17 protein-coding genes are annotated in these 19040 nt (G+C 62.3%); 8 read left to right on the top strand and 9 right to left on the bottom strand.

Going from position 1 to position 19040, the window contains the following annotated elements; translation table 11 throughout:
• The first annotated feature begins 24 nt into the window (after positions 1-24).
• From NKI38_RS06020 to NKI38_RS06010, 3 genes are all read left to right on the top strand, one after another.
• Positions 25-495 (top strand): RDD family protein, encoded by a 471-nt coding sequence (locus NKI38_RS06020; protein ID WP_352655609.1) that lies wholly within the window; start codon positions 25-27, stop codon positions 493-495.
• Positions 496-634: 139 nt separating this feature from the next.
• On the top strand, positions 635-1399 hold the full coding sequence (locus NKI38_RS06015; RefSeq protein ID WP_352635641.1) for an arginyltransferase: 765 nt from the start codon (positions 635-637) through the stop codon (positions 1397-1399).
• Positions 1400-1526: 127 nt separating this feature from the next.
• The gene (locus NKI38_RS06010; RefSeq protein WP_352655607.1) at positions 1527-2423 is read left to right on the top strand and encodes a DMT family transporter; all 897 of its coding nucleotides are present in this window, start codon (positions 1527-1529) and stop codon (positions 2421-2423) included.
• A gap of 19 nt (positions 2424-2442) precedes the next feature.
• On the opposite strand, the gene NKI38_RS06005 is transcribed toward NKI38_RS06010, so the two are convergent.
• Both NKI38_RS06005 and parC read right to left on the bottom strand, forming a co-directional pair.
• The gene (locus tag NKI38_RS06005) at positions 2443-3660 is read right to left on the bottom strand and encodes an AI-2E family transporter (RefSeq protein WP_352655605.1); all 1218 of its coding nucleotides are present in this window, start codon (positions 3658-3660) and stop codon (positions 2443-2445) included.
• A gap of 243 nt (positions 3661-3903) precedes the next feature.
• On the bottom strand, positions 3904-6156 hold the full coding sequence (gene parC, locus NKI38_RS06000) for a DNA topoisomerase IV subunit A (RefSeq protein ID WP_352655603.1): 2253 nt from the start codon (positions 6154-6156) through the stop codon (positions 3904-3906).
• Between the two features lie 326 nt (positions 6157-6482).
• Between parC and NKI38_RS05995 the strand changes: the two genes are divergently transcribed.
• Entirely contained in the window at positions 6483-7673 is a 1191-nt protein-coding gene (locus NKI38_RS05995) for an aq_1923 C-terminal domain (RefSeq protein WP_352655601.1), read from the top strand.
• Between the two features lie 114 nt (positions 7674-7787).
• Here NKI38_RS05995 and aspS read toward each other — a convergent pair whose 3' ends face one another.
• The gene (gene aspS, locus NKI38_RS05990) at positions 7788-9578 is read right to left on the bottom strand and encodes an aspartate--tRNA ligase (RefSeq protein WP_352655857.1); all 1791 of its coding nucleotides are present in this window, start codon (positions 9576-9578) and stop codon (positions 7788-7790) included.
• Positions 9579-9801: 223 nt separating this feature from the next.
• On the opposite strand from aspS, the gene NKI38_RS05985 reads away from it, so the two are divergent.
• The 3 genes from NKI38_RS05985 (at position 9802) to rnd (ending at position 12807) form a co-directional block, all read left to right on the top strand.
• On the top strand, positions 9802-10221 hold the full coding sequence (locus NKI38_RS05985; protein ID WP_352655600.1) for a hemin receptor: 420 nt from the start codon (positions 9802-9804) through the stop codon (positions 10219-10221).
• 114 nt (positions 10222-10335) lie between these two features.
• Positions 10336-11580, top strand: a complete 1245-nt coding sequence (locus NKI38_RS05980) for an MFS transporter (protein ID WP_352655598.1) — start codon at positions 10336-10338, stop codon at positions 11578-11580.
• Between the two features lie 75 nt (positions 11581-11655).
• On the top strand, positions 11656-12807 hold the full coding sequence (rnd, locus tag NKI38_RS05975) for a ribonuclease D (protein ID WP_352655596.1): 1152 nt from the start codon (positions 11656-11658) through the stop codon (positions 12805-12807).
• A 52-nt stretch (positions 12808-12859) separates the two neighbouring features.
• Here the strand turns inward: rnd and NKI38_RS05970 are convergent, their stop codons facing one another.
• The 5 genes from NKI38_RS05970 to NKI38_RS05950 form a co-directional block, all read right to left on the bottom strand.
• Positions 12860-13279, bottom strand: coding sequence for an MAPEG family protein (locus tag NKI38_RS05970; protein ID WP_352655594.1), 420 nt, complete (start codon positions 13277-13279; stop codon positions 12860-12862).
• 37 nt (positions 13280-13316) lie between these two features.
• A complete protein-coding gene (locus NKI38_RS05965; protein ID WP_352655592.1) occupies positions 13317-13940 on the bottom strand; it encodes a hypothetical protein in 624 nt (207 codons plus the stop codon).
• On the bottom strand, positions 13891-15393 hold the full coding sequence (gene guaB, locus NKI38_RS05960) for an IMP dehydrogenase (protein WP_352635625.1): 1503 nt from the start codon (positions 15391-15393) through the stop codon (positions 13891-13893). The genes NKI38_RS05965 and guaB overlap by 50 nt, the downstream gene beginning before the upstream one ends.
• A gap of 136 nt (positions 15394-15529) precedes the next feature.
• Positions 15530-15985: a PIN domain-containing protein gene (locus NKI38_RS05955; protein WP_352655590.1), complete on the bottom strand. Its 456-nt coding sequence runs from the start codon at positions 15983-15985 to the stop codon at positions 15530-15532.
• Positions 15982-16227 (bottom strand): type II toxin-antitoxin system Phd/YefM family antitoxin, encoded by a 246-nt coding sequence (locus NKI38_RS05950; RefSeq protein WP_352655588.1) that lies wholly within the window; start codon positions 16225-16227, stop codon positions 15982-15984. The genes NKI38_RS05955 and NKI38_RS05950 overlap by 4 nt, the downstream gene beginning before the upstream one ends.
• 287 nt (positions 16228-16514) lie before the next feature.
• On the opposite strand from NKI38_RS05950, the gene NKI38_RS05945 reads away from it, so the two are divergent.
• Positions 16515-17936 (top strand): MFS transporter, encoded by a 1422-nt coding sequence (locus NKI38_RS05945; RefSeq protein WP_352655586.1) that lies wholly within the window; start codon positions 16515-16517, stop codon positions 17934-17936.
• A gap of 6 nt (positions 17937-17942) precedes the next feature.
• Here the strand turns inward: NKI38_RS05945 and NKI38_RS05940 are convergent, their stop codons facing one another.
• Positions 17943-18689 carry an RlmE family RNA methyltransferase gene (locus NKI38_RS05940; protein ID WP_352655584.1) on the bottom strand — a complete coding sequence of 249 codons (747 nt, stop codon included), beginning with the start codon at positions 18687-18689 and terminating at the stop codon, positions 17943-17945.
• Positions 18690-19040 lie beyond the last annotated feature (351 nt).

Genomic DNA, 19040 nt, shown 5'->3' with positions numbered 1-19040 from the left:
GGGCCCCTGTTATGAGGAAATGACATGAACGCCCGCGTTCTCGACGGCGAAATCATCACCAGCAGGCTCGACGATGTCAGGGCCTATGACGGCGTGCGCACGCGGCGCATCCTGGCCTTCGTGATCGACTATGTCTTCGTCGCGCTGCTCACCATTCCGTTTGCCATCCTGGTGTTTTTCCTCGGCCTTTTGACCCTCGGCCTTGGCTGGATGCTGTTCGGCGTCCTGGTCCCGGCCGTCGCCATCCTCTACATCTGGAACACGCTTGGCAGCACCGACCAGGCCACCACGGGCATGAAGATGATGGGCATCCGGCTCGACCGGCTCGACGGCAGGCCGATCGACGGCCTTACCGCCGTCGTCCATTCGGTGCTGTTCTGGGCCGGCAACGTCATCCTGTCGCCGCTGGTGCTGCTGGTGACGCTGTTTTCCGACCGCAAGCGCACCTTGCACGATCTTTTGCTCGGCACGGTCGTCAGCCGCACCGACCGCTGAAACGGCCTCCGAAGAGCAGTCGCAATCGATCAAGCGCAAATGTGAAGGCCTCGAGTCGACCACGTCCTCACAATCCTGTTGAATTTTTCGCCGTCCGCGCCAAAGGTAGAGCGATTCGAAGGAGTGTTTCCAAGGCTCGATGACGCAGCATCCGACCCAGTCGCCGCAATTCTTCCTGACCGCGCCATCGCCGTGCCCCTATCTCGACGGCCAGTTCGAGCGCAAGGTGTTCACGCATCTGGTCGGCGACAAGGCCGCGGAGATGAACGACCTCTTGACGCAAGGCGGCTTCCGGCGCTCGCAGAACATCGCCTACAGGCCGGCATGCGAAACCTGCCGTGCCTGTGTTTCGGTACGCATCCTCGCCCAGGAATTTGTCGCCAGCCGCAACATGAAACGCGTGCTGCACCACAATTCCGATCTCGTTGGCTACATGCACAACGCAGAGCCCTCGACCGAGCAATATTCCCTATTCCGCAGCTACCTCGATGCCCGCCACCGCCGTGGCGGCATGTCCGACATGACCGTGCTCGACTATGCCATGATGGTCGAGGATACCCATGTCGACACCAAGGTGATCGAGTATCGGCGGCGCGGGCCCGACACCTTCATCACCGGCAAGGGCCAGGGCGAGCTGATCGCGGTGGCGCTCACCGACAAGATGGCCGATGGCCTGTCGATGGTCTATTCCTACTTCAATCCCGATTTCGAGGAGCGCTCGCTCGGCACGTTCATGATCCTCGATCACATCGCCCGCGCCAGGGCGATGGGCCTGCCCCATGTCTACCTCGGCTACTGGGTCAACGGCTCGCGCAAGATGAATTATAAGATGCGCTTCATGCCGCAGGAGCATCTCGGCCCAAAAGGCTGGGAGCGCTACACCAACGAAGCGGTTTTACGCTGAGTTTTCCACGATCCGCTCTTAAACTGTTTCAAGGCAGGAGATGCTGGTCTTTCAGCCGGTCGGCTGGAGAGGGTGCGCCATTGCGCCGGCCGGCCGCCAGCCTGCTCTTCATTGCGAAAGTTCCTCCATGTTCTCTCACCATGATCACCAGAAGGGTCTTTTGATAACCGCCATTGGCGGGCTGACGCTGACTGTCGACATACCTCTGATCCGCCTCGCCGACGGTGGCGCTTGGACGATCATGCTGCTGCGCACCGGCACCACATTCGTCGCGGCGATGGTCATCTGGTCGGTCTGGCGCGCTCTGAGCCGGAACGCCCCGCCACTCATCCCCGGCTGGTCCGGCCTGATCGTGGCGACCTGCTATGGGCTGACCGGGATCACCTTCGTCACCGCTGTCTATCACACCTCGACCGCCGATCTGGTATTCATTCTGGCCTTCAACACCGTGTTCGCGGGGTTGCTGTCCTGGATATTCCTGCGGGAGAGGCCGCGGCTAGTGACGATAGCCGCAATGCTGATCATGATCCTCGGCGTGCTGATCATCGTCGGTGGTTCCGTTGGCACCGGAAAGTTGTTCGGCGATTTCATGGCGCTGTGCTCGGCCTTCTTCATCGCCGTGGCCATCACCATCTCGCGCGGCAGCGGCAAGGACATGGGATTCACCTCGCTCGTCGGCGTCCTTCTGCCGCTTGGGCTGGCAGCCTTCATGGTGACAGGCGAAGGCTTCCATGTGAACGCGCCATGGTGGATCATCCTCAATGGCGCCGTCATCATGCCGATAGCGTTCTTCTGCCTCGCCAACGGGCCGAAATACATATCAGGGCCTGAAGTGGCGATGTTCTACCTGCTCGAAACGGTGCTGGCGCCGGTCTGGGTGTGGATGATCTTCGACGAAACGCCGACGCGCAACAGCTTGATCGGCGGCGGGATCCTGATCGTGACGCTGATCGCCCATTCCCTGTGGCAGTTGCACGAGGGACGCAAGCGCCGTAGCGACCTTGCGGTGCATCATCCGGTGTAGCGCAAGCCGGCTTTCGAGATCAGGCGCTGGCCTTCTTCTTGGCCAAGTCAGGTTCCGGCAGCGCCTCGATCTGTGGGCCAGCTTCGATTTCGGCCGGCGAGCCCGGAGCTATTTCGTCGGCCAGTTCCACCTCCCGCAGCCATTCGCGCCAGATCGCGACCAGCAGGGCCATCAGCACCGGGCCGATAAACAGGCCGAGAAACCCCATGGTCTTGACGCCGCCGATCAGGCCGAAAAACGTCGGCAGGAAGGGCAGTTTTATCGGCCCGCCGACCAGCTTTGGGCGCAATGTCTTGTCGACGATGAACAGCTCGACCGCGCCCCACAGGAACAGCGCCAGACCGGCCATCGGCGATCCGCTGGCGGCGAGATAAATCGAGACCAGCGTGAAAGACAGCGGCGCGCCGCCGGGGATCAGCGCCATAACGCCGGTTAGGGCGCCGAGCGTTACCGGCGACGGCACGCCGGCCAGCCAGTAGGCAATGCCCAGCACCAGGCCTTCGCCGATGGCGATGACGGTCATGCCGGTCACGGTCGAAGAGATCGTCGCCGGCACGACGCGCGAAATCCGCTCCCACCTGGTCGGCAGGATGCGCTCGCCGAGACGGTCGACCTGGGCGGCAAAGTGTTCGCCGTCGCGATAGGCGAAGAACAGCGCGATCATCATGAACAGCAGCGTCAACAGCAGGCCGAAGGCGCTGCCTCCGGCGGCCAGCACGCCGCGATAGATGCTGCCGATGTTGGCGCCGCTGACCAGTTGGATCAGTTCACCAATGCCGCCGGGATGGCCGAAATTGGTCGTCCACTGCTCGTTCAGCCACTCGCCCACGACAGGCATGGTGGCGATCCAGTGCGGCGTGACCGCGCCATGCCGGTTGGTCTCGATCGCCCACGCGACCCACTCGCGGACCTCGTTGATCGCATAGGTGCCGGCGAAGGCGATCGGTATCACCAGGAAGGCGAGGATGAAGAGGATGGCAAAGGTCGCGGCGATGGTGCGGTTGCCGCCGACCGCGACAAGCAGGCGGCGGTAGAGCGGCCAGCTGGCGAAGGCGATGACGAGCGCCGCCAGCACAGGAAACAGGAAGCCGTGGAAGAAATAGACGCCGGCGGCGACGATCAGCACCAGCAGCCAGCGCGCCGCCGACAACGGCGGAATGACGGCGGCCCGCAGCGGCGTCGACAGGCCGAACAAGCGCTGCTGTCGTTCCGGTTTCTGGATCTTTGATTCCTTCAATCGCCTGCCTCTTCCAAACACCCTTCCCGCTTATGCACTGACATAGTGCAGCAATCGTGACGATAGTCCAAATGGTTGGGTATCTCCCCCCTCGAGGGGGAGATGTCGCCAAAGGCGACAGAGGGGGTCGGGACGACCTGACGCCGGCCCAATTGTGAACAGAAGAGGAGGCTGGCGCTTCATGCGCGGCGACCCCCTCTGGCCTGCCGGCCATCTCCCCCTCGAGGGGGGAGATTAGCAGCGTCATCCAAATTTCCCCGTCCTCGGGAATCCCTTCGGCACCATCCGTCCAGCTGACGCACGCGCGCCGATCCATTCGGCCAGTTCCTCGCGCGACCGTGTGAAGGTGCGGTCGGCTGAATCCTGCCAGGAGAGGCCGCTCTCCAGCGTGAACGGCTTGAGATCGAGAAGGCCGCCGTCCTTGTATTTCTGCAGGCGTACGCCCTTGCCGCGGCCCATCTCCGGAATCTCGGAGAGCGCGAACACCAACATCTTGCGGTTCTCGCCGACGATGGCGAGATGATCACCCGTGACCGGGATGCAGCGCTGGGCCTCGTCCGGCGCCTTGACGTTCATCACCTGCTTGCCCTTGCGAGTGTTGGCGACGACTTCCTCCTCGGGCACGATAAAACCATTGGCGTCATGCGAGGCCAACAGCAGCTTGCGTTTCGGGTCGTGAACGAAGGCGGTGACGATGTCCTGATCATTGTCCATGTCGACAATGATGCGGATCGGCTCGCCATGGCCGCGGCCGCCGGGCAGCCGGTCGGCGCCGATGGTGTAGAATTTGCCGCCGGTGGTGAAGACCAGCACCTTGTCGGTGGTCTGGGCATGGAAGGCGAGCTTGAGGCTGTCGCCCTCCTTGAAGGTCAGCGTCGAGAGATCGGCCAGATGCCCCTTCATCGCCCGCAGCCAGCCCTTTTCCGAGACGACCACAGTGACCGGTTCGCGCTCGATCATGGCGTGCGCAATGTCGGTCAGATCATGCTCGGGCGCATCGGCGAACTGGGTGCGGCGTTTGCCGAGCTCGGTCTCCGGGCCGAACTTGTCGCGGATGTTGGTGACTTCCCACTTGATCGTCGCCCACTGCTTCTCGTTTGAAGCAAGCAGTGCCTCGATCTGCTTCTTCTCGGCGCTCAACCCGTCGAATTCCTTGCGGATCTCGAATTCTTCCAGCTTGCGCAGAGCGCGCAGCCGCATATTGAGGATGGCTTCGGCCTGGGTGTCGGTGAGCGACCAACGGGCCATCATGACCTGCTTTGGCTCATCCTCCTCGCGGATGATCCTGATCACCTCGTCGATGTTGAGGTAGGCGATCAGGTAGCCGGCGAGTATCTCCAGCCGTCTTTCGATCTCGCCGAGGCGGTGTTTCGAGCGGCGGACCAAAACGTCGCGGCGATGCTCGAGCCATTCCTGCAGCACGCCCTTCAGCGACAGCACATTGGGCACCTTACCGCGCGACAGCACATTCATGTTGAGCGGGAAGCGGCTTTCGAGTTCGGTGAGCTTGAACAGCGATTCCATCAGGATGCCGGGGTCGACCGAACGGCTCTTCGGCACCAGCACGACGCGAATGTCTTCCGCGCTTTCGTCCCTGATATCCTCGAGCAGCGGCAGCTTGCGCGCCATCAGCAGCTCGGCGATCTTTTCGATCAGCCGCGCCTTCTGCACGCCGTAAGGGATTTCGGTGACGACGATACTCCAGGTGCCCCTGCCCTGGTCCTCCTGGATCCATTTCGAGCGGACGCGAAAGCCGCCCCTGCCGGTTTCATAGGCTTCGAGGATCGAGGCGCGGCTGTCGACGATGATGCCGCCGGTCGGGAAATCCGGGCCCTGGACGAAATCCATCAGCTTCGCCACCGGCGCATCGCGATGCTCGATCAGGTGAAGTGCCGCGTCGCAAAGCTCGGCCGCATTGTGGGGCGGGATCGATGTCGCCATGCCGACCGCGATGCCGGACGAGCCATTGGCCAGCAGGTTCGGGAAGGCGCCGGGCAAAACCACCGGCTCTTCGTCTTCTTCATTGTATGTCGGCCGAAAGTCGACGGCGTCCTCGGTGATGCCGGACAACAGTTCGGTCGCCACATCGGTCATGCGCGCTTCGGTGTATCGCATGGCGGCGGCGTTATCACCGTCGATGTTGCCGAAATTGCCCTGCCCGTCGACCAGGGGGTAGCGCATCGAAAAATCCTGCGCCAACCGCACCAGCGCGTCATAGATCGACTGGTCGCCATGCGGGTGGAACTTGCCCATCACCTCGCCGACGATGCGGGCGCATTTGGCAAAGCCCTGATCGGGGTTGAGGCGCAGCAGGCGCATCGCGTGCATGATACGGCGATGGACCGGCTTCAGTCCGTCGCGCACGTCGGGCAGCGCCCGGTGCATGATGGTCGACAGCGCATAGGCAAGATAGCGCTCTTCCAGCGCCTTCTTCAGATCGACCGGCTCGATATGATCGCCACCGCCATTTTCAGGCGGCAAAAGCCTTTTTCCCATGGGCTGGGACTAGCCGAGCGGGTGATTCGCGGCAAGAGGCAGACGGCTATGCCGGCCCTTCTGCAACACGAAACCGTACGCCAAGGGATATCGACCAACATCAGCCTGTTACATGCGGGTTCTAAGGCCAAGCGCGATGATATCGCCCACCGGCTCTTCATGATAAATTAGCCGGTTCGCACGTAGACGGTGGCATCGGGTTTGCCTTTCGCCGTGATTTTCGACCATTGTGCCGGGATACGCCTTTTTCCGGTCCAGTTCCTCACTGAATGGTGATGGCGCAAAGAATTGAAAAAACAATTTCAGAACACTCTCAGGGATCTGCGATGACAATCAAACGCTCAACTCTCCAGAAATTTGCCTTTTCGACCTTTTTGCTCACACTGCCGCTGAACGCGGCCCTCGCCCAGGATGCGGCGGTTGCCGACCGGCTGAAGGCGGCACTTTCCGCCCAGGGCGTCGACATCACCTGGACCGGCGTGACCGGTGACAACACCAGCATGGTGCTGCAGGGCGTTGCCGTCAAACCGGCGGCGGAAAAGGAAGCGCTCCCCATCGGCGACGTCAAACTCGAAGGCGTCACCGAGGCCAATGGCGGCTATGACATCGCCACCGTGTCGACCGCTGCCTTCCAGCACAGCAAGGACGGCGTCACCCTCGATCTCAGCCCGTTCGTCATCCACGACATGTCCGTTCCGGCCGACGGCGCGACCAGCCCCTTGGGCTCGCTGATGATGTACAAGTCTGCCGAACTCTCGAACATGACCGTCAAGGTCGCCGACAAGACCGCCTTTTCGATGGACGGGCTTGCCATCGAGATCACGCCGCCGGCGGACGGCAAGGCGATGGAATTCACCGCCACCACGGAAAAGTTCAACGCCGACCTGACGCTGGTCGACGATCCCAAGTCCAAGGAAGTGATCAACGCACTCGGCTACCAGAACATCGCGGGCAATCTCGAGATGGCCGGCACCTGGCAGCCCACGGACGGCAAGATGGAACTGTCGAAATACGACATCTCCGTAGAGAATGCCGGCACGTTCGGAATGACCTTCGATCTCGGCGGCTATACGATGGATTTCGTCAAGTCGCTGCAGGAAATGCAGAAGAAAATGGCGGCACAACCTGAAGGCGCCGACAATTCGGCGCAAGGCATGGCGATGCTCGGCCTGTTGCAGCAGCTTTCGTTCAACGGCGCCTCGATCCGTTTCGACGACGATTCGCTGACCAACAAGGTGCTGGACTATGTCGGCAAGCAGCAAGGCATGTCCGGCAAGGACATTGCCAACCAGGCCAAGGCGATCGTGCCGTTCGGCATGGCGCAGCTCAACAACCCGGAACTGACGGCGCAGGTCACAGCCGCGGTCGGCAAATATCTCGACGATCCGAAGAGCCTCGAGATCTCGGCCGAACCGCCGGCATCGGTGCCGTTCGCGCTGATCATGGCGGGCGCCATGTCCAATCCGCTCGACCTGCCGAAGACGCTCGGCGTCACCGTCAAGGCCAACGAAGACTGATCGAAGCGACCTCAAGATGCGAAAAACCCGGCTGCGATGCCGGGTTTTTTATGGGGATTAGCGAATCGAAAGAATCGGTTCGGGCGGTTTTTTAAAGTATCGCCCGAAGCGCGATCAGGCGTCCTTCTTCGGCGCAGCAACGCGCAGCGACAGTTCGCGAAGCTGCTGCGGGCTCGCTTCCGAAGGCGCGCTCATCAACAAATCATAGGCCTGCTGGTTCATCGGGAACATGGTCACCTCGCGCAGGTTCTTCGCCCCGACAAGCAGCATGACGACACGGTCGATACCGGCAGCCATGCCGCCATGCGGCGGCGCGCCGTACTGGAAGGCGCGGTAGAGGCCGCCAAAGCGCTCCTCGACCGTGGCGCGATCGAGCCCGACCGTCTCGAACGCCTTGACCATGGTTTCGGGCAGATGGTTGCGGATACCGCCGGAAGCGATCTCAAAGCCATTGCAGACCATGTCGTACTGGAACGCCTTGATGCCGAGCAGGTCCTCGCCATTCAGCGCATCGATGCCACCTTGCGGCATCGAGAACGGGTTGTGGGCGAAGTCGATCTTCTTCTCTTCCTCGTTCCATTCGAAGAACGGGAAATCGACGATCCAGCACAGTTCGAAGCGTTCGCGGTCGACAAGGTTCAGCTCCTCGCCGGCGCGGGTGCGCGCCGCACCTGCAAAGGAAACAAACTTGTTCGGATCGCCGGCAACGAAGAAGGCAGCGTCGCCATCGGCAAGGCCGAGCTGAAGGCGGATCGCCTCGGTGCGCTCCTCGCCGATGTTCTTGGCGAGCGGGCCGGCGCCTTCGAGCTTGTCGCCCTCCTTGCGCCAGAAGATGTAGCCCAGCCCCGGCTGGCCCTCGCCTTGCGCCCAGGAATTCATGCGGTCGCAGAAGGCGCGGCTGCCGCCGGTCTTCGCCGGAATGCCCCACACCTCGGCCCTCGCATCGTTGGCCAGGATGTTGGCGAACACCTTGAAGCCGGAGTCGCGAAAATGGTCGGAGACGGTCTGCATTTCGATCGGGTTGCGCAGGTCTGGCTTGTCGGTGCCGTATTTGCGCATGGCGACGTCGTAGGGAATGCGCTGGAAGTTCTGCGTCACCGGCTTGCCATTGGCGAAGGTCTCGAAGACCCCGCGCATGACCGGTTCCATGGTCGACAGCACGTCGTCCTGCTCGACGAAGCTCATTTCGAGGTCGAGCTGGTAGAATTCGCCGGGCAGACGGTCGGCGCGCGGATCCTCGTCGCGGAAGCAGGGCGCGATCTGGAAATAGCGGTCGAAGCCCGACACCATGATCAGCTGCTTGTACTGCTGCGGCGCCTGCGGCAGCGCGTAGAAGGTGCCGGGATGGATGCGCGACGGCACCAGGAAGTCGCGCGCGCCTTCCGGCGACGAGGCGGTCAGGATCGGCGTCGAGAATTCGGTGAAACCAACCTCGCCCATGCGCCTGCGCATTTCGGCGATGATTTTTGTCCGCGCGATGATGTTCTTGTGCAGCGTCTCGCGGCGCAGGTCGAGGAAACGGTATTTCAGCCGGATATCCTCGGGATAGTCAGGCTCGCCGAACACCGGCAGCGGCAATTCCTTGGCCGCCGACAGCACTTCGATCTCGCGGGCGAAAATCTCGATCTCACCGGTCGGCAAATTGGCGTTCGCGGTCTCGGGCAAGCGCGCCTTGACCTCGCCGTCGACGCGGATGACCCACTCGCCGCGCAAGGTCTCGGCGACCTTGAAGGCCGGCGAATCCGGATCGGCGACGATCTGGGTCAGGCCATAATTGTCGCGCAGGTCGATGAAGAGCAGGCCGCCATGATCGCGCACGCGATGCACCCAGCCCGACAGGCGAACGGTCGAGCCGACGTCGCTCTTCCTCAACTGGGCACAGGTATGGCTGCGGTAACGGTGCATTGTCATTGGTAAAGTCCGGGGTGCTGGGTTGCGGGCCGAAGCATTACAGCCCGGCCGGAAAATTTGCGCGAAAAGCGCATGAGAGGCCGCCTTTGTCAAGGCAAGCGGCTTTGGTTGCCTCTTGGTTCGACCTTCAGGGTTCAAGTCTCTGCCGGCCTTCATGCATTGCCGCCAGAAGTGTTTCTTGCGACGATGCAGTCATCAAACGATTTGGAGATGCTTTATGCCGAAACGCACTCTCCCAAAGGGCATCGGGCCACATAATGGCCGCGAGTTGGAATTGATGCTTCGGAGCGACAAGCCAATGGCCTTGTTCGCGGCAGAACCGGGTATGGACACAGAAGATGTTGGGGACGCGCATTTCAAGCCGTTTGTCGACGAAGGCCGAATTCTGAAGTTCTCCCAGGTTGATCCCAAAACGTCCGTGGAAGAACGCTGCTACTGCCTGCCGACAGAGGAATGGCGCGGCAAGCTCAGCCTGCTGATCGCTCGCATGTGTCGCAGCGGAGAAGCCTTTGACGTCTTCACATCGAATGATCTGGCGAGACTGGAGGGTGCTCTCCTTGGCTATTCAAAGGAGAGTGTTGAAGCGTTCGTTGCACATGCGGCGTCGCTGAAGCTGCAGAATTCCAGCACGGATTGAACGGCCTACCCGTTCCCGGCCTAGGCCGAATTCGAACTATGCCACCAGGATTGCCGCTGGCGTTGGTGGAAGCGATGGTTCAAGAAGGGATCACTGACACGTGATTGCCTCTTAATGTCCTCCATCCGCCCGCTGATCCCGCTCCTTCTCGCCGCCGGCATCCTGCTTGGCGGCAACGGGCTGCAAAGCACGCTGATCGCGCTGCGCGGCGCGGAGGAAGGGTTTTCGGCTTCCTACATCGGCCTGATGGGCACTTTCTATTTCGCCGGCTTCCTGCTCGGTTGCCTGGCCATCACCCGCATCATGAAGGCGGTTGGCCATATCAGGGCGTTTTCGGCGCTGGCGGCGATCGCCTCGGTCGGCACCTTGCTCCTGGTGCTGGTCATCGATCCGGTGGTGTGGTGCGCGGTGCGCTTTGCCGGCGGTTTCTGTTTCGCCGGGCTGTTCACGACCGTCGAAAGCTGGCTGAATTCCGGCGTCGGCAATCGCGACCGTGCGCGCGTGCTGGCGATCTACCGGATGGTTGATATTGGTTCGGTGACCGGCGCCCAGTTCCTGATCCCGATCTTCGGCGCCGGCGGTTTCGCCATCTTCGCCATCATGTCGATGATGATCACCTTGTCGCTGGTGCCGGTCTCGCTGGGCGACCGCTCCAACCCGACACCACCCGAAGAGGTCAAGCTCGACCTGGCGCGCGTCTGGCGGATTTCGCCGCTGGGCTGCTTCGGCTGCATCGCCGTCGGCGTCACCAACAGCGCCTTTCGCACGTTGTCGCCGGTTTATGCCGAGCAGATCGGCATGTCGGTCGCCGATGTCGTCACCTTCGTCAGCGTCGGCATCTTCGGCGGCGCCATCATCCAGTATCCGCTTGGTTACCTCTCCGACCGCTGGGACCGGCGCCGGGTGCTGTTGATGACGACCTGCTGCGCGATGTTTTCAGCACTGGCGCTGGTGTTCATCGCCGGCAGCAATCCGGCGCTCAACTTCGTCCTCGTCTTCATCTTCGGCTGTTTCGCCATGCCGCTCTATTCGCTGTCGGCGGCGCACTCCAACGACCGCGCCGATACCGGCGAGTTCGTGCTGATCAACGCGGCCTTGATGCTATTCTACTCCTTCGGCGCCATTGGCGGCCCGTTCGCCGCCTCGACGGCGATGCAATATTTCGGACCGGGCGCCCTGTTTGTATTCAGCGCGGTGGTCTATGCGATCTTCATCGCGGTCATCCTCTACCGGATGCAGGCCCGGTCCGGCGTGCCGGCAGGCAGGCGCAGCCGCTTCACCGCGCTGTTGCGCACGTCGACGGTTTTCGCACGGCTGACCAGAAGAAACAGCGATTCCGACGGGCCGGAGGAATCATGACGATGGTGCCAAAGCTTGACGAAAGCCCCGCCGGCTGAAATCTAGGAAGACCTTACTCCTGCCAAAAGCGATTTGATGCACGTCATCACCACCCAGAAAGAACTCGAGACCGTTCTCGCCGCTTTCGAAAAGTCGGCGTTCGTCACCGTCGACACCGAATTCATCCGGGAAACGACCTTTTGGCCGATCCTGTGCCTGATCCAAATGGCCGCACCCGGCGTGACGGCGCTGATCGATCCGCTGTCGCCAGACATCGACCTGAGGCCGTTCTTCAAGCTGATGGCCAATGAGGCGGTGGTTAAGGTCTTCCACGCCGCGCGGCAGGACATAGAAATCATCGTCCATCTCGGCGATCTGGTTCCGCACCCGGTGTTCGACACCCAAGTGGCGGCGATGGTCTGCGGTTTCGGCGACAGCGTTTCCTACGATCAGCTCGTGCAGCGCATCACCGGGGCGCGGCTCGACAAGTCATCGCGCTTCACCGATTGGCGCCACCGGCCGCTTTCCGACAAGCAGCTCGACTACGCGCTGGCCGACGTCACCCATCTGATCGAGGTCTATCAGCACCTCAGCGCCGAGCTGATACGGGAAAACCGTGCTCATTGGCTCAACGAGGAGATGGAGGTCCTGACCTCGCGCGAGACCTATGACCCGCATCCCGAGGACGCCTGGAAGCGGCTGAAGATGCGGCTGCGCAAGCCGCAGGAACTTGCGATCGTGCAGAGCGTGGCGGCGTGGCGCGAGCGCGAGGCGCGCGAACGCGACGTGCCGCGCGGCCGTGTGCTCAAGGACGACGCGATCTACGAGGTGGCGCAGCAGGCGCCGCGCGACGCGGCAGCCCTTGGCAAGCTGCGCACGACACCGAAGGGCTGGGAACGCTCGTCGACGGCAACGGCGCTGCTTGGCGCGGTCAACACCGCGCTTGCCTTGCCCAAGGATCAGATGCCGAAACTGCCAAAGAGTTTCCAGCCGCCCGAGGGCTCCAACGCGGCGGCGGAGCTGTTGAAGGTGCTGCTGCGGATCGTCGCCGAAAAGGAAGGCGTCGCCTCGAAGGTGCTGGCCTCCAGCGACGACATCGACCGTATCGCGGCCGAGGGCGAGGATGCCGACGTACAGGCCCTGCAGGGCTGGCGGCGCGCCGTGTTCGGCGAGGCAGCGCTCAAGCTGGTGCGCGGCGAGATCGGCATCAAGTTCGACAAGCGCAAGATTGCGGTGTTCGACCTCTAGGCGAGCGGACTTCCCTTTCCCACAACAAGGGGAGAAGGGAGAACTGCTCTGCTCACACCGCTCCGAGCAGATGCAGCGCGAACCAGATCCATCCGAGCAAAAGAATCACCGCGCCGACGAAGAAAGAGCGGCTGCGCAGCAGCAGATGGTTGCTGGTCAGGTGAATCCAGGCATGGAAATAGCGCGACGCGACAAAAATCCACATCAGTGCCAGGGTCAGGTAGTTGACGCCGTTGGTCAGGTGCAGTGTCAGGCACAGTACATAAAACAGTACCGGCAATTCGAACTGGTTGGTGAGATTGGCGGCAACGGTGACGCTGGACGCTGGTTCGGTCGAGCGCACCTTGAACTGACCGGCCTTGGCTTCGCCTGACCTGATTGCGCCGTATCTGCGACGACCCAGGGCGGCGTAGACGATGTAGATCAGCAGCACGTGGGCCAGAACAGGCCAGAAGATCGTTGTCTGGCTCATGGAAGTGCCCCTGCCCGGTTGGGCTTTCCGCGCGGCATCAAGCCTGGCGTTTCTGGCCTGCCAGCCAGAAGGCGGCAATGACGATCACCGGGACGGCGAAAAGCGCGAATTTGGTGACGGTCAGCGCCGAGGCCAAGGACAGCGAGTCCGGGTTGGCCGACAGGAAATCCGAAAGAAGCCGCGCCACCGCGATGTTCTGGGCGTAGTCGGCAAGTGTGTAGGGCAGCACCAGGACCAGCGCGAAGATCGATTGTAGTTGGCTCGGCAGCACGCGGAAGTTCTTCAATCGCCGGCCCGTCGCCAGGATCAGGCTCACCAGCGTCACCGACAGCAGCGCCGGGAACAGGAGATCGAAGGTCAGATAGTGCCAGACGAGAATGATCTCGCCGCCGCGCCGACCGAGCGCCGTCAGCCAGGCCATGCCTTCGTCGGGCGTGAAGCCAAAAACGCGCATGTCGAGTGACGGCAAGCCGCCACTCAACTGGCGGAAATAGAAGAATTCCATCGCCGTCATGGCGATGAATAGCGCCGCCGACAGGAAACACAAGGCCGCGGCATGGCGTGACAGCCGCAGGATCGTTGCGGTCAGGTTCCGCCCGATCCCGTACTGGTCAGGCTCCGCCGGGATAATTCGGGCTTTCGCGGGTAATCGTGACGTCATGGGCGTGGCTTTCACGAAGTCCGGCATTGGATATGCGCACAAAAGTGGCGCGCTCGCGGAAATCGGCAAGGTCGCGGCCACCAACATAACCCATAGCGGCTTTCAAGCCGCCCGCAAGCTGGTGCAGCACGCCGGACACAGGTCCTTTGTAGGGAACCTGCCCTTCGATGCCTTCCGGGACCAGTTTCAGCGTGTCGCGCACCTCGGCCTGGAAGTAGCGATCGGCGGAGCCACGGGCCATCGCGCCGACCGAGCCCATGCCGCGATACGCTTTGAAAGAGCGGCCCTGGTGCAGATAGACCTCGCCCGGGCTTTCGTCGGTTCCAGCCAGCAGCGAGCCGATCATTGCGGCACTTGCGCCGGCGGCAAGCGCCTTGGCGAGATCGCCGGAATATTTGATGCCGCCGTCGGCGATCACCGAGACGCCGGATTTGTACGCCGTTTCGACCGCCGACATGATCGCCGAAAGCTGCGGCACGCCGACGCCGGCCACGATGCGGGTGGTGCAGATGGAACCGGGACCGATACCGACCTTGACGGCGTCGGCACCGGCGTCGATCAGCGCCTGCGTGCCCGCGGCGGTGGCGACGTTGCCGGCCAGGATGCGAACCGAGTTGGAGAGCTTCTTGGCGCGCGTCACGGCGTCCAGCACGCGCTGCGAGTGACCATGCGCGGTGTCGATCACCAGAAGGTCGACGCCGGCATCGATGAGGCGCTCGGCGCGTTCGAAACCGTCATCGCCAACGCTGGTGGCGGCGGCGGCGCGCAAGCGGCCCTGCACGTCCTTGGTGGCGTGCGGGTTGAGCTGCGACTTCTCGATGTCCTTGACGGTGATCAGCCCGACGCAGTTGCCCTGCCTGTCGACGACGACCAGCTTTTCGATCCTGTGCTGATGGAGAAGCCGCTTGGCCTCGTCCTGGTCGACGTTCTCCTTGACCGTGATCAGGTTGTCACGGGTCATCAGTTCATGGACCTTCTGCGCCGGATCGGACGCGAAGCGCACGTCGCGATTGGTCAGGATGCCGATCAGCCGCCCGACCTTGTGTCCACCGGTACCGCCATTCTCGACCACCGGAATGCCCGAGATCGAATAGCTGCGCATCAGGCCCAGCGCGTCGGCGAGCGTCGCGTCGGGGCCGATGGTGACGGGATTGACCACCATGCCGGATTCGAATTTCTTGACCTGACGCACCTGCTCGGCCTGTTCGGCCGGCGAGAAATTGCGGTGGATAACGCCAATGCCGCCGGCCTGGGCCATGGCGATGGCAAGCCGCGCCTCGGTGACGGTGTCCATAGCCGCCGACAGGATCGGTACATTGAGGTCGATGTCGCCGGCGATGCGGGTGCGGACGTCGGTTTCGCCGGGCATGACCTCGGAATGACCGGGCTGCAGCAGCACGTCGTCAAAGGTCAGCGCCAATGCGCCGGTGGACGTTTCGATGATTTTTGCCATGGCCAGTCCTCGGAATACAAAAAAGCGCTGGACCGGAATGGACAGCGCCGACTCGTTTCTTCCCTTTCAGGATTGGCGCTGGCTGGTACCACGTCCCGGCGCCGATGAAAAGCCGCTCGTCTCGGTGTATCGCGTTCTATCCCGAAGACCCCCCCAAGAGAGCATTGAGCAATGCGTGACGCGGCGATGCGAAAGGGCTGACGACAGTTACCCCACCCCATGTGAAGCCGTCTTGCAGGTCTTCCGAAAGGAGCATCCGACAACCGGTTTGCGAAGCTGTGGACAGAATGACCGCGTCCCAAATGCTGAAGTGGTGGTCCGTCGCCAGATCAGCCGCCATCATCATTACATCTTGAACGGTCGCGGCAACTGGAAACGCGTCGCGCCAGCCCAAAAGGGCATCCCGGGCTTCCACAGGCGCTCTTCCGGCCTTGCGGACGAGAACGTTATACAGCTCACCAAGAACCTGAACAGGAATAACGGCAGCCTCTTGCGGTAGGTTGCGCAGCAGTTCGAGAACAATATCGCGCTTCTCGGCACCGTTGACTCCTTCCGCATAGGCAAGGACATTGGTATCAAGCGCGACCTTCACCGCTCGTCCTCGTAGAGCTCGTCCCGGGTCCAGCGCCCGACATCCGTAACAGGCTGGCGTTCGAGGCGCGACAACAACGCTGCGCGCGAGCGGGAAGCCACACCCTGCTGTCGATCCGCGGGCACTATCCGCGCGACGGGTCGCCCATGACTAGTCACAATATAGCTTTGTCCTTCGCGAACACCGCGCAGGATGAGAGAAAATCTGCGGTTGGCATCAGCTGCCGAAACGGCTTCTTCCATGGCAAAATCCATATAGTAGTTATATCCACTACAATAGCGCAGCGCACCGCCATTCGCAAGCTATTCCTCGCTGCTTGGCCAGCGCCTGTAGACACCGCGAGAGGACCTTGGCCGTCTCGGCTGTTCCGATTTTAGGCACGGCGGCAGCCCGAGCAAACTGCCAGTCTCCCCGCAGTCGCACAAAAGTGACAGCAAATTAACACGACATCCGAGCCAGCCCATGATAACCGCTCCGCATATTGGCTTGCCTCCGGTCAACCATAAAAGCATCAAGTCGGACGCGTTTTGTGAACCGCACCATCCCGCTCATACTGGCGGTCGCCCTTTTCATGGAAAACATGGATTCGACCGTCATCGCCACATCGCTGCCGGCGATCGCAATCGACATCCACACCAGCCCGATCGCGCTGAAGCTGGCGCTGACCGCCTATCTGGTTTCGCTGGCGATCTTCATTCCGATCAGTGGCTGGATGGCCGACCGCTTTGGCGCCAAGACTGTCTTTCGTGCCGCGATCGCGGTCTTCATTATCGGCTCGATCGCCTGCGCCCTTTCCGGTTCTTTGCCGGCTTTCGTGGTGTCGCGCTTCCTGCAAGGCATCGGAGGCGCCATGATGACGCCGGTTGGGCGGCTGGTGCTGGTGCGCGCGACACCCAAGAGCGAGCTCGTCGCGGCAATGTCCTGGCTGACCGTTCCGGCACTGGTCGGGCCGCTGGTCGGGCCGCCCGTCGGCGGCTTCATCACCACCTACTTCACCTGGCACTGGATTTTCCTGATCAATGTGCCGATCGGCGTGGCCGGCATCTGGCTGGCGACGCGTTTCCTGCCGGAGACCGAACCCGCGCAGACCCCGCCACTTGATTTCATCGGCTTCGTGCTGAGCGGGCTGGCGGCATCCGGCGTGGTGTTCGGCCTGTCCGTGGTCAGCTTGCCCTATCTGCCGCCAATCGTCGGTGTCATCACCGTAGCGGTTGGCCTCGTGTCGGGCGCGCTCTATCTGCTGCATGCGCGCCACGCCAAAAACCCGCTGCTGGCGCTCGAACTTTTCCGCAACCAGGTGTTCCGTTCCTCGGTGCTTGGCGGCGGACTGTTTCGCATCGGCATTGGTGCGGTGCCGTTCCTGCTGCCGCTGATGTTCCAGATCGGCTTTGGGCTGACGCCGTTCCAGTCCGGCATGATCACCTTCGTCTCGGCGATCGGCGCCATCGGCATGAAATTCGTCACCGCGCTGATCTTCCGCGTCGCTGGTTTCCGCCGCGTGCTGGTTATCGGTTCGCTGGTCGCCGCGGCGTCGATTGCCATCAACGGCCTGTTCACACCCGACACACCCTATCTGCTGATGCTGGCCATGCTGCTCGTCGGCGGCTTCATCCGCTCAATGTTCTTCACCGGCGTCAATGCGCTCGCCTATGCCGAGGTTTCGGCTGAAGACACCAGCAAGGCGACGCCGATTGCGGCCGTCTTCCAGCAGCTGTCTATCGCGCTTGGCGTGGCGGTGGCCGGCGGCATCCTGGAAGTATCGACGAGCCTGCACGACCGGTCGCTGACGCTGGCGGATTTCCACACCGCGTTTTTCGTCGTCGCGGCGATCTCCGCCGCCGCGTCCCTGTCGTTCATGCGGCTGGCGCCCGATGCCGGCAACGCCGTCTCCGGCCATGGCCGGCTGACGACGCCCAAGACGCTGGGAACGGTGAGCCCGCCGGGCAACTGACGCGGCTTAGGTTTCGGGCTCGCCCTCTGGACGTTCCGATCCGCCCGACGGCGGCTCTCGCCCCTTGAAGTCCTTGGCCAAGAGATAAAGCTCCACCGATTCATCGCGCGACGCCGGCGGCTTCACATGATGCACCGAGCGGAAGTTCTTCTTGAGCATGGAGAGCAGCTCGTTTTCGGCGCCGCCCTGGAAGGTCTTGGCGAGGAAATGCCCGCCCGGCTTCAGCACCGACAGCGCGAAATCGGCCGCCACCTCGCACAGATGCATGGTGCGGATGTGGTCGGTCCGCTTGTGGCCAGTGGTGGGTGCTGCCATGTCGGACAGCACGATATCAGGGTCGCCTCCGAGCGCCTCGGCCAGCCTTTGCGGCGCCAGCGGATCGAGGAAATCCATCAACAGCACCGGTGCGCCGGGAACGGCGTCCATTTCCAGATAATCGATGCCGATGACATGCGGCTTGTCGGCCGTCGATTTCGTGCGCGCGGCCGCGACCTGGCACCAGCCGCCGGGGGCAGCACCGAGATCGATCACCTTCATGCCGGGTTTCAGGAGATGATGCTTGTCGTCGATCTCGATCAGCTTGTAGGCCGCGCGAGAGCGATAGCCGTCAGCCTTGGAGCGCTGGACATAGGGATCGTTGATGTGGCGCTGCAGCCAGCGGCGCGACGATTCCTTCAGGCCGCTCTTCTTCTTGATCCGCGTCTTCAGCACGCGAATGCTGGCGGATCCTGGTTTTTCCGGTTTCTTGGTCATTGCCTGATTTCTTGTCCGAGCACGATCTCCGAACAAACGGAACGGTTTGTCCGCGACCGGTCGCTACTTTTCGCTAACGCGGTCCTGCGGTTCGGGATCATGATTTCTTGTCTGAGTTTTCTCGCTCGCCAAGTTTTGGCCGGGTTTCGGCGGCTGCGCGTTTCGTGAAGGGCTTCCCCCACTCCGTCGCCGCTTCGCGGCGCCACCTCTCCCCCCTCCGGAGGGAGAGGAAGGGAGCCAGCCTGTATAAGTTCGCGCCTTTCCTCTCCCCCGTCGATCGGGGGAGAGGTGTCGAGCGTAGCGCGACGGAGTGGGGGGGGACGGTTGATGGACTGCCCCCCCCCTAATATG

The organism is Mesorhizobium sp. M0621, assembly GCF_040320745.1.
In the GTDB taxonomy this organism is placed as follows: Bacteria; Pseudomonadota; Alphaproteobacteria; order Rhizobiales; family Rhizobiaceae; genus Mesorhizobium.
This window is presented reverse-complemented; position numbering and strand designations above follow the sequence as displayed.

What these genes read in the sequence shown, in the direction of transcription:
- NKI38_RS06020 (WP_352655609.1), top strand. Translation starts at nt 25, where the DNA reads ATGAACGCCCGCGTTCTCGACGGCGAAATCATCACCAGCAGGCTCGAC.
- aspS (WP_352655857.1), bottom strand. Translation starts at nt 9,578, where the DNA reads ATGCACCGTTACCGCAGCCATACCTGTGCCCAGTTGAGGAAGAGCGAC.
- NKI38_RS05970 (WP_352655594.1), bottom strand. Translation starts at nt 13,279, where the DNA reads ATGAGCCAGACAACGATCTTCTGGCCTGTTCTGGCCCACGTGCTGCTG.
- NKI38_RS06015 (WP_352635641.1), top strand. Translation starts at nt 635, where the DNA reads ATGACGCAGCATCCGACCCAGTCGCCGCAATTCTTCCTGACCGCGCCA.
- NKI38_RS05950 (WP_352655588.1), bottom strand. Translation starts at nt 16,227, where the DNA reads ATGGAAGAAGCCGTTTCGGCAGCTGATGCCAACCGCAGATTTTCTCTC.
- NKI38_RS06010 (WP_352655607.1), top strand. Translation starts at nt 1,527, where the DNA reads ATGTTCTCTCACCATGATCACCAGAAGGGTCTTTTGATAACCGCCATT.
- rnd (WP_352655596.1), top strand. Translation starts at nt 11,656, where the DNA reads ATGCACGTCATCACCACCCAGAAAGAACTCGAGACCGTTCTCGCCGCT.
- parC (WP_352655603.1), bottom strand. Translation starts at nt 6,156, where the DNA reads ATGGGAAAAAGGCTTTTGCCGCCTGAAAATGGCGGTGGCGATCATATC.
- NKI38_RS05940 (WP_352655584.1), bottom strand. Translation starts at nt 18,689, where the DNA reads ATGACCAAGAAACCGGAAAAACCAGGATCCGCCAGCATTCGCGTGCTG.
- NKI38_RS05965 (WP_352655592.1), bottom strand. Translation starts at nt 13,940, where the DNA reads ATGACGTCACGATTACCCGCGAAAGCCCGAATTATCCCGGCGGAGCCT.
- NKI38_RS05985 (WP_352655600.1), top strand. Translation starts at nt 9,802, where the DNA reads ATGCCGAAACGCACTCTCCCAAAGGGCATCGGGCCACATAATGGCCGC.
- guaB (WP_352635625.1), bottom strand. Translation starts at nt 15,393, where the DNA reads ATGGCAAAAATCATCGAAACGTCCACCGGCGCATTGGCGCTGACCTTT.
- NKI38_RS05980 (WP_352655598.1), top strand. Translation starts at nt 10,336, where the DNA reads ATGTCCTCCATCCGCCCGCTGATCCCGCTCCTTCTCGCCGCCGGCATC.
- NKI38_RS05995 (WP_352655601.1), top strand. Translation starts at nt 6,483, where the DNA reads ATGACAATCAAACGCTCAACTCTCCAGAAATTTGCCTTTTCGACCTTT.